Origin of the sequence: Nocardia sp. NPDC058497 (assembly GCF_042720195.1) — a bacterium.
Classification (GTDB): Bacteria; Actinomycetota; Actinomycetes; order Mycobacteriales; family Mycobacteriaceae; genus Nocardia.
The window spans coordinates 1-10,144 of the sequence record NZ_JBHXMY010000189.1; the positions used below are offsets into that span (position 1 = coordinate 1).

Sequence of the window (10,144 nt, forward strand, 5' to 3'; positions counted from 1 at the left end):
GAGCTGTCCGACAACCACGGTAACGGGACCGCCACGACACTGCACCGGGGTGGGGTGATCGGGTCGGGAGTTCATCGGCCGTGCACAGGCGACCGATACTATTGACTACTCGCACGCAGAGCGTTTGGAAACCGGGAGGACGAACCACTATGGCCGCGAAGAGCAGCGCCAACGACATCGCCGACGACGAGCTCGAGCCACTGGCCGACGAGACCGCTCGCCAGGCACAGCGTGTCGTCGCGGCATACGCCGAAGACGCCGACGAGTGCCGGATGCTGCTGTCGATGCTCGGCATCGGCCCCAGCTGACCCCTCCCCTACGACCACAACCTCAAAGCGGGACCCTGCGACGCGCGAAGGATGCGTGAGTGGACCAATGATCGATAAACAGTCCAACGACCGTCCGTCCGATGACAGCGAATCCGTCGCGACCGGTGCGGGCTCGGGGTTCGTGGTGGTCGCCAACCGGCTGCCGGTAGACCTCGAGCGCCTGCCCGACGGCACGACCCGATGGAAGCGCAGCCCCGGTGGTCTGGTGACCGCGCTGGAGCCGGTCCTGCGCAGCAACAAGGGGGCCTGGGTCGGCTGGGCGGGCGTGCCCGATGTCGAGGTCGAGCCGATCATCGAGGACGGTCTGGAACTGCATCCGGTGCCGCTGACGGCGCAGGAGGTCGAGGACTACTACGAGGGGTTCTCCAACGGCACGCTGTGGCCGCTGTATCACGACGTAATCGTGCGTCCGGTGTACGACCGGGCCTGGTGGGCCGCCTATGTCGAGGTCAACCGCCGGTTCGCGGAGGAGACGGCGAAGGTGGCCGCCGAGGGCGCGACGGTCTGGGTGCAGGACTACCAGCTGCAGCTGGTGCCGAAGATGTTGCGGATGCTGCGGCCCGACCTGACCATCGGTTTCTTCCTGCACATCCCGTTCCCGCCGGTCGAGCTGTTCATGCAGATGCCGTGGCGCACCGAGATCGTCGAGGGCCTGCTCGGCGCCGACCTGATCGGTTTCCACCTGCCCGGCGGCGCGCAGAACTTCCTCTACCTGGCCCGCAGACTGGCCGGTCAGCCCACCTCGCGCGGCACCATCGGCGTGCGGTCCAAGCTGGGTGTGGTGCAGGTCGGCTTCCGCACGGTGCGGGTGGGCGCGTTCCCGATCTCGATCGACTCCGCCGAGCTCGACGAGCATTCGCGGCGCCGTTCGGTGCGCGAGCGGGCCGCCAAGATCCGCGCCGAGCTGGGCAATCCGAAGAACATCCTGCTCGGCGTCGACCGCCTCGACTACACCAAGGGCATCGACATCCGGCTCAACGCGCTGCAGGAGCTGCTGGAAGAGGGCCGGATCGACCCGTCCGAGACGGTGATGGTGCAGCTGGCCACCCCGAGCCGCGAACGCGTGCAGAGCTACATCAAGATGCGCGGCGATATCGAACGCCAGGTCGGCCGGATCAACGGCGAGTTCGCCCGCGTCGGCTACCCGGTCGTGCACTATCTGCACCGCCCGATCCCCCGCGACGAGCTGATCGCCTTCTTCGTCGTCGCCGACGCCATGCTGGTGACCCCGCTGCGTGACGGCATGAACCTGGTCGCCAAGGAGTACGTGGCCTGCCACAGCGACCTCAACGGCGCCCTGGTGCTCAGCGAGTTCACCGGCGCGTCCGCCGAGCTGCGCCAGTCCTACCTGTGCAATCCGCACGACCTGGACAGCGTCAAGGACGCCATCATCGGCGCGCTCGACGACGACCGCGACACCAAGCGCCGCCGGATGCGCTCGATGCGCCGCCAGGTGCTCACCCACGACGTCGAGCGCTGGGCCCGCGCCTTCCTCGACTCGCTCTCGCACGGCAATATCGCCGGCTCGGCCCTGCTCAGCGAAGACGAGGACGTGTTCGGCGAATCGTCGCGCTGAGCGGCACACAGCGACCTCACAGCATGGGTCCAGCCACTTCCCAGCGAGGTGCGCGACGATGAGACCCATGAGCGGTGTGCCTGATGCACCCGAAGCCAGGGTGCTCGTCGTCGACGACGAACCGATGATCGTCGAACTGCTGGCGGTGAGCCTGCGCTACCAGGGTTTCGAGGTGGCGACGGCCGCCGACGGCGCCGAGGCACTGGACAAGGCGCGCGTGTTCCGCCCGCAGGCGCTGATCGTCGACGTGATGATGCCGGGGATGGACGGCTTCGGCCTGCTGCGCAGGTTACGCGCCGACGGCATCGACGCCCCTGTCCTGTTCCTGACCGCCCGCGACGAGGTCGAGGACAAGATCACCGGCCTCACCCTCGGCGCCGACGACTACGTCACCAAACCGTTCAGCCTCGAGGAAGTGGTGGCCCGGCTGCGGGTGATCCTGCGCCGCGCGGGCCAGACCGCGCCGGAAAAGGCGAGCACCCGGCTGCGCTTCGCCGACATCGAACTCGACGACGACACCCACGAGGTATGGAAGGCGGGCGAGCCGGTTGCCCTGTCCCCCACCGAATTCACGCTGCTGCGCTATTTCATGGTGAACGCGGGCAGCGTGCTCAGCAAACCGCGCATCCTGGATCACGTGTGGCGCTACGACTTCGGCGGTGAGGTCGGGGTGGTGGAGACGTATGTGTCGTATCTGCGCAAGAAGGTCGACACCGGCGAGCAGCGGTTGATTCACACCTTGCGGGGCGTCGGGTATGTGATGCGGGAGCCTGCCGCGCGATGAGGCTGCGCGCCCCCCGGTTCTCGGCCATCCCGCTGCGGGTGACGCTGGTGCTGATATTGGTGGCGATGGCCGGATTCGGTTTGGTCGCTTCGGGTTTCGTCGTCACCAAGGCGATGGAGAACTCGCTGCGAAACCGCACCGACCAGCAGTTGACCGATGCCGCGACCGAATGGGAGATTCGGGTCGGGATGCCGGCGCCGACACTGCCCGCGCCATTGCCGGACCGGCAACCGCCGGGCCGGTATTACCTGCGGGCCGAGAGCACCGACGGAACCCGCAACATCACCCTGGACAACGTCTTCGGCACAAGGGCCGTACCCGATCTGCCCGATCCCCCTGCGCTGCAACCGGTCACCGTCGGCTCGCAGGGCGATTCGACCGATCAGTGGCGCGTACTGACCGTGAACGGACACCGGGGGACGGCGACCGTCGCGTGGCCGCTGGCCGAGAACATCGACATGGTACGCAGGCTCGTCGTCCTGCAACTGGTGGTCGGTGCGATCGTGCTGACCGCGCTCGCCGTCGCCGCCTATTTCGTGGTACGCGGCAGTCTGCGGCCGCTGCGCCGGGTCGAGGCGACCGCGGCCGCGATCGCCGAAGGCCAGCTTCATCGCCGGGTTCCGGTGCGCGGCACCGACACCGAGGTCGACCGGCTGTCCCGCTCGCTCAACAGCATGCTCACCCAGATTCAGCAGGCCTTCGCCGCCACCGAGGCCTCCGAGTCCGCCGCACGCGAATCCGAAGCGCGGATGCGGCGTTTCGTCGCCGACGCCAGTCACGAACTGCGCACCCCGCTCACCACCATCCGCGGCTTCGCCGAGCTGTACCGGCAGGGCGCGACCGGCGATCCGGCGACGTTCATGAACCGCATCGAGCACGAGGCGCAGCGCATGGGCCTGCTGGTGGAGGACCTGCTGATGCTGGCCAGGCTAGACGCGCAACGCCCCGTCTACCTGCGGCCGGTCGACCTCCTCGCCATCGCGGGCGACGCTGTGCACAGCGCCCGCGCGGTCGAGGAGGCGGCGGGCGAGCACCGGCCGATCACCCTCGACATCGCCGAGGGCACCGGCACCCTGGAGATCCTCGGCGATGAGCACCGCCTCCGCCAGATTCTCACCAACCTGCTCAACAACGCCCGCACGCACACACCGGACGGCACGACGATCACCGTCCGGCTCACCCCGGCCGAAGACGAGGTGCGCGTGGAGGTCGCCGACACCGGACCCGGCCTTACTTCCGAGGAGTCCGCGCGGATCTTCGAGCGGTTCTACCGCGCCGACACCTCACGCGCCCGCAGCAGCGGCGGCACCGGCCTCGGCCTATCCATCGTGGCCGCGCTGGTGGCGGCCCACAACGGCACGGTGGAGGTCGCGCCGACGCCGGGCGGTGGCGCGACGTTCGTGGTCCGGCTGCCCCGAGACGACCGCGGCCCGGCCTGAGTTCAGGCCGGGCCGACGGCCACGGTGGATGATGCGATCCGCGTCGCGGTGGATCAGACCGGAGTGACCTGGGCGACCAGCCAGCGGTCGTCGGCCTTGTCCAGCGACACCCGCACCCGGCTACCGGAAGCGGTGCCGTCGGGGGTGTCCTTGCTGGTGGTCAGCTGATTCAGATACAGCAGCACGACGGCGTGCTCGGGATCGGCGGACACGACGCCCTCGGCCTGGGTGGTGGCCTTGACCGTGAGCTGCTTCTCCTTGGCGCCCGGCGCGATGGCCTGCTCGATCAGCTTCAGATAGTCGCTGCGGAAGGACTCGGTCAGACCGTCGGCCGCCTTCGGCAGCTCGGTGTCGACGGTGGCGGGTTCGTAGGTGAACATGGCGCTGACCGTGCGACTGGCCGTGCTCATCGCGTCGGTGCGGGCCTGCTCGGTCCGGTCGTGCTGCCAGAGCTGATAGCCGCTCACACCGAGGACGATCGCGGCGATCAGGCCGAGGGCGGCGAGACTGCCGAAGACGATCTTCATACGCTGGCTCATCCGACGAACTCCACTTTCGACACGGTCATTCCGGTATCGCTGTTCGACACGGTGATCCGGAACCGGTATTGCCGCGACTGCGGTTCGGGCGAGCCGTTGTTGCTCACCGTCTGCTTCGCGGCGACGAGCACCTGCGCGGACTTGTCGTCGGCCGAGACGATGCCCGACTCGACCACCTCGCCGGTGGAGACCACGTTCGCCTGCTTGACGATGTCCATGAACGGATCGACGCGACCGTCGAACTCGGTCTTGAAGTCGCCGGAAGCCACCGAGAGAATCCGGTCGATATCATCCTTGGCCGTGTCGGCCCGGATCGTGGTGAGGTTCAGCACGGCTTGGCGGGCGGTCTCGGTGTACTGCGCGCGCAGGTCCTCGTCCCGATTCACCGAGTAGGCGGTGAAGGCGGCGAAACCGGCGCCGGCGACCAAGGCGAGAACGAGCACGATCGCCGCAGCGAGGGCCAGGATGCGGGCGCCCGAGCGCGGGGCCGCTTCGGTGTCGTCGGCGGACTTCGCCAGATCGACCTGGGACTTGTCCGTGGTCGCCGGGACGGCGTCCGCGAGCTTCACGGTGTCGTCCGCGGGCTTCACGGTGGTGACGCCGGACTTCACGGTCGCGGCGGATTTCACGGTCGCGTCGGTGAGCTTCACCGTCGCGTCCTCGGACCGCACCGTCGCCTCGGTGAACTTCACCGTGTCGTCCGCGGTTGATGCGGTTTCGCTCTTACTGATGGTGACCGTTCCGGCCGCCGTCTCGTCGACCGGTGGTCCGGCCGAGCGTGCGGCCCGCCTGCGCGGGCGGCGGTTGTCGTTGTCGTTCATCGCTGCTGCTCCTCCAACATCGCCTGCCAGCTGGCCGGAACGGTGCCCGAGCCATCCGCGGCGATGTCGCCTTGGCGGTACGTGCGTCCGTCGGTGCCGAGATAGCTGCCGGTGGACGGATCATAAGGGCGCGCTGCGGCGGGGGTCACACCACCCGTCGATGCGCCTGCGGGTGCGGCGGCCGGAGCGACCGGCTGCACCGGGCCGAACGGCGGGTTGTTGCCTTCCGGCACGAATCCCGTCCGGCACAGTTCGGGCGTCGGCGCCCGGACGCCGGGGAACTCCATGCACGGCGTGTTGCGGATGCCGCGGACCGCGATATTCGAGTCCTGCGGCACCTTGCAGTACAGCCCGGGTGGAGTATCGATCTCGGTCAGGTCGCTCGGCTGTCGCCACTGGTCCGCGGGCAGGAAGCCGGTGGTGCACGCGGGCGGGTCGTTGAGGACGGTCATGAAGTCGACCATCACACCGTACTGGATCGGCCCGCGGATGGCGGTCCGCAGCGCCGCGATCAGCGGCGGGAAGACGACCATGAGCTGTTCCAGGCTCGCGTTGTACGTCACGCCGACCTGCCCGAGGCTCACCAGATTGCTGGCGAGCAGCGGCAGGGTGGGGCGCAGAGACTGGAACTGCTCGGTCACCGTCTCCATCGCGGAAGGACTGTTGTTCAACAGGCTCCGCAGCGCCGGATCGTGCTCGCGCAGCTGATCGGTGACCGTGGCCAGATCCGCTGTCCAGGAACGGATGTCGTCGGCGGAACGGGTCTGGGTGTCCAGCAGCGGACCGATCTGGTCGAGCAGTTTCTTGGTCGGCTCGATATCGGTTTCGGCCTGCTGCACCAGCAGTGCCGCCGAGTCGATGAACCGCTGTAGATCGGGCCCGGCGCCGTTGAACGCGAGGAACGCCTCGTCGATCACCTGCTTCAGGCGGGTGTCGGCGACGGTGGCGAGCAGCTTGTCGGCCTGGTCGAGCATCGTACCGACGTCCTGCGGCAGGTGGGTGCGCTGCACCGGTATCACCGAGCCGTCGCGCAGATTCTTGTCGGACGGTTGCTCGGTGGGCACCAGGTCGACGTACTGCTCGCCGATGGCCGAGACACTGCGCACCCACGCGCTCGAATCGGCGGGCACCTTGTAGTCGCTGTCGATCGACAGATCCGCTTCGACTCCGGCCGTCGTCAGGCGCACCGCCTCGACCTTGCCGATGTTCTGCCCGCGGTAGGAGACATTCGCGGTGGGATAGAGCCCACCGGTGGCGGCCAGCTGCACGGTCACCGCGTACCGACCGATCCCGAGCATCGCGGGCACCTGCAGGTAGGTACCGCCCATCACGACGAGACCGACCACGGTGAGCACCGCGAAGATCGCGAGCTGGGCTCGCACGAACCGGGTGAGTTTCATCGACCCGCCCCTTCCTGACCGGGCAATGGCGCGGTGATACCTGGTATGGCGGGCAGGCCGGGGATGGACGGCAGCCCTGGAATGCTTGGCGCGGGAGCCGGTGGGGCCGCGAACGGCGCGGTGGCCGGGTCAGCGGCATCGGTGGCGGTCGACGGCGCGAACGAACCGACGACACCCTCGACACCACCGAAGCGACCGCCGAGCGGGGTTCCGGTGAGCCAGTTGCTGTCGAGGCGGCTGGCGGTCAGGTCGAACGTGATGAACAAGTTCATGTAGTCGCCCAAGACCGCGTTGTCGAGGTTCTTGATCGGGAACGGGAAGGTCGGCAGGATGCCCAGCGCCTGGATCAGGTTGTTTCCGGTGTCGGCCAGTGTCTTCAGCACCGGACCGAGGCTGCGGAGATTAGCCACCAGATCGTCGCCACTGGTCTTGATGAGGCGTTCGCTGACGTCACCGAGCTCACCGAGCGCGGTGATCGCCGTGGTGATGCTCGCCGACCGGTCGGCCAGCGCGGTGAGCGCGGGATGGATCTGTTCGATCGCCTCGGCGATCACGTCACGCTGACCGGCCAGTTTCACCGACAGCTGGTCCAGGCCCTCCATCGCGGCGATGATGCTGCCGGTCTGCCGCTCCAGCCCGGTGGTCAGCTCGTTGAGCTGCGGCAGCAGGTCGGCGATCTCCTCCTCGCGGCCGTTCACCATCGCGTTCAGTTCGGTGGTGATGGTCTCGAGCTGCGCGATACCGCCACCGTTGAGCACCACCGACAGCGAGGACAGCACCTGCTCGGTGGTCGGGTAGGCGCCCGCGCGTTCGAGCGGGATGACATCGCCGCCGCGCAACTGCCCTTCCGGCGCGACCGCGGTCGGCGGGGACAACTCGACGTGGTTGCTGCCGAGCAGACTGGTCTGGCCGATCTTGGCGATCGCGTTGGCGGGCAGATGGACTTCGGGGTTGAGCGACACCGTCACCAGCGCGTGCCAGCCCTCGACCTCGATCCCGGTGACGTTGCCGACCTCGACATCGTCCACCCGCACCGGTGAATTGCGGGTCAGGGTGGTGACATTGGGCATCTGGATCCGCACGGTGTACGAGCCGGGCCCGCGCCCCTCGGAGCCGGGCATGGGCAGGGAGTTGAGCCCGTCCCATTGACAGCCGGTGGTGCCGAGCGCGACGGCGACGCCGACGGCCAGCCCGGCGAGTATGCGTTGCCGCCTCATCGCTGTCCTCCTGGAACGGCAAGCCCGGCAAGACCTTCGGGCACGGTGATCGGAGCAGCGGCGGGGGCCTGGTTCGGCTGGCCCGCGCCGGCCAGACTCGGGTCGCTGTACACCAGCTGCTCGGGGAAGGCTGTCACGCCGCTGGCCGGGTTGGTCATGATCGGCACGTAATTCATTGCCAGCGAACTGATCACCGGTGCAAGGAACTCCGCGCACAGATCCGCGGACCTGTCCGAGTTGTTGTGCTCGAGCGCCCGGATCGAACCACACAGGAAGCTGAGTGGATTGGCCGTGTTGTTCAGCGCCACCGCGCCGGTGAGCGAGCCCTGCGCCGGCTTGTAGAGCTGGTAGAAGTTCACCATCGCGGTCGGGCCGGAGTGCAGCACCTGTTCGATCTGGGGTCGCTTGTCGACCAGCGTCTGGGTGACATCGGCGAGCCGCTCGACGCCCTCGGTCAGCTCACCCCCGGTGCCATCGAGGAACCGCTTCACATCGGCGAGCGCCACATCGAGACTGTCCAATCCGGCGCCGAGATCTTCCGACGCGCCGGCCAGGACCGAGGACACCGAAGCCAGCCGGCCGCTGAACTGCACGATCTGCTCATTGCTCGCCGAGAGCACCTCGACGAACTTCTGCAAGTTGCGGATGGTGCCGAACAGGTCGGTTCGCCCGTCGGACAGGGTGGTCAGCGTCGCGGACAGTTCGCGCAGGGTGTCCCGGAATTTCTGTCCGTTGCCGTCGAGGTTCTCGGCCGCGGTGTCGACGAAGCGGCCGAAGGAGCCCTGCTTGTCGTCACCGACCGGACCGAGCGCCGTCGACAGTTTGGTCAATTCGGCCTTGATCTCGTCCCACTCCACCGGAACCGCGGTGCGCTCGAGCGGAATCTGCGCGCCGTCGGCCAGTTTCGGGCCGCCGCTGTAGGCGGGCGCGATCTGCACGAAGCGGGCCGACACCAGCGACGGCGCGATGATCACGGCGCGCGCGTCCGCGGGCAGATCGACGCTGCTGTCGATACTCATCTGCACGCGCACCTGGCCCTTGCCCGGCTCGATCGAGTCGATGCTGCCGACGGTGACGCCGAGCACCCGAACCTCATCGCCCTTGTAAAGGCCGGTGGTCGAGGTGAACGAAGCGGTCACCGTGTTCTTTCCGCCGCCGGTGACGAGGTAGACGCCGACCGCGACCAGTGCCGCGATCACTACCACCGCCACCGCGATCGTCCAGCGCGGCAACCCGCGCACCTGCTGGGTCAAGCTCATCGCGGGGGATCCTCCTCAGCAGGAGCGATGTACGGCGTCCTCGGGTGGGTGAAGATGTCGATCAGGTCTTGTGGCACTTGTTCCGGCCAGACCAGCGCGTCGACGAGGGGGCGCAATTCGGTACTGGTCGCGTTCACCACGTAGGCGTTGAACCAGGGCCCGTTGCCGACCTGCTCACCGAGCGCGGCGGCGTAGGGGCCGAGGCCGTCGAGGGCTTCGTTGAGGTTCTGTTCGTTGCGCTGGAGCAGCGCGAGTACCGAGTTCAGGCGGTCCAGCGTCGGCCGCATCTGTGGCTCGTTGTCGGCGACCAGGCCCGAGAGCTGCCTGGCCACGTCATCGATGTAGACGACGAGCTGATTGATCGCCGCCCGGCGCCGGTCGAGCTCGCCGAGCAGCTCGTTGCCGTCGATGAGCAGCGTATTGAGCTGGGTGCTGCGATCGGCCAGGATCTTGGTGACATTCTGTGCCCGGGCCAGCAGGTCGGTCAGCGCCTGGTCGCGCACATTGATGCTGCGCGACAGCGCGGTGACACCGTCGAGCGCGTTGCGCAGCGGGCCCGGCGTGGCGGCGAAGGCCGCCGACAGGGTGTCGAGGGTCTGGTCGACCTGATCCAGATCGAGATCACGCACGGTCCCACCGAGATCGCTCAGCGCTTCGTTGAGCGAGTAGGGCGAGGTGGTGCGCTCGACCGGGATGGTGTCGCCGGTGCCGATCGCGCCGGGGCCGGTCGGCACCACGTCCCGCGAGTTGCGGCCGAGCGCCCTCTTCGGCTTTATAGCG

Annotated in this window: 10 protein-coding genes; 4 read left to right on the plus strand and 6 right to left on the minus strand. The window is 68.0% G+C overall.

From position 1 onward, the window contains the following. Nucleotides 1-149: 149 nt before the first annotated feature. From ACFWPJ_RS15115 to ACFWPJ_RS15130, 4 genes are all read left to right on the plus strand, one after another. On the plus strand, nt 150-308 hold the full coding sequence (locus ACFWPJ_RS15115) for a hypothetical protein (RefSeq protein WP_019044795.1): 159 nt from the start codon (nt 150-152) through the stop codon (nt 306-308). A gap of 67 nt (nt 309-375) precedes the next feature. Then, the gene (locus ACFWPJ_RS15120) at nt 376-1,905 is read left to right on the plus strand and encodes a trehalose-6-phosphate synthase (RefSeq protein WP_378851504.1); all 1,530 of its coding nucleotides are present in this window, start codon (nt 376-378) and stop codon (nt 1,903-1,905) included. A 67-nt stretch (nt 1,906-1,972) separates the two neighbouring features. After that, entirely contained in the window at nt 1,973-2,689 is a 717-nt protein-coding gene (locus ACFWPJ_RS15125; RefSeq protein ID WP_378851507.1) for a response regulator transcription factor, read from the plus strand. Continuing rightward, complete coding sequence (locus ACFWPJ_RS15130; protein WP_378851510.1) at nt 2,686-4,128, plus strand: ATP-binding protein; 1,443 nt, start codon at nt 2,686-2,688, stop codon at nt 4,126-4,128. Before ACFWPJ_RS15125 ends, ACFWPJ_RS15130 begins: the two co-directional genes overlap by 4 nt. A 53-nt stretch (nt 4,129-4,181) precedes the next feature. Here the strand turns inward: ACFWPJ_RS15130 and ACFWPJ_RS15135 are convergent, their stop codons facing one another. The 6 genes from ACFWPJ_RS15135 to ACFWPJ_RS15160 form a co-directional block, all read right to left on the minus strand. Next, entirely contained in the window at nt 4,182-4,667 is a 486-nt protein-coding gene (locus ACFWPJ_RS15135) for a h domain protein (protein ID WP_378851513.1), read from the minus strand. Further along, nucleotides 4,664-5,488 (minus strand): Mce protein, encoded by an 825-nt coding sequence (locus tag ACFWPJ_RS15140; protein ID WP_378851516.1) that lies wholly within the window; start codon nt 5,486-5,488, stop codon nt 4,664-4,666. Before ACFWPJ_RS15140 ends, ACFWPJ_RS15135 begins: the two co-directional genes overlap by 4 nt. Next, entirely contained in the window at nt 5,485-6,888 is a 1,404-nt protein-coding gene (locus tag ACFWPJ_RS15145) for an MCE family protein (protein WP_378851519.1), read from the minus strand. Before ACFWPJ_RS15145 ends, ACFWPJ_RS15140 begins: the two co-directional genes overlap by 4 nt. Then, nucleotides 6,885-8,105: an MCE family protein gene (locus ACFWPJ_RS15150; protein WP_378851521.1), complete on the minus strand. Its 1,221-nt coding sequence runs from the start codon at nt 8,103-8,105 to the stop codon at nt 6,885-6,887. Before ACFWPJ_RS15150 ends, ACFWPJ_RS15145 begins: the two co-directional genes overlap by 4 nt. Further along, nucleotides 8,102-9,364 carry an MCE family protein gene (locus ACFWPJ_RS15155; RefSeq protein ID WP_378851524.1) on the minus strand — a complete coding sequence of 421 codons (1,263 nt, stop codon included), beginning with the start codon at nt 9,362-9,364 and terminating at the stop codon, nt 8,102-8,104. Before ACFWPJ_RS15155 ends, ACFWPJ_RS15150 begins: the two co-directional genes overlap by 4 nt. Then, the coding region (locus ACFWPJ_RS15160; protein ID WP_378851526.1) for an MCE family protein at nt 9,361-10,144 on the minus strand (784 nt) is incomplete at its 5' end. The genes ACFWPJ_RS15155 and ACFWPJ_RS15160, both read right to left, overlap by 4 nt.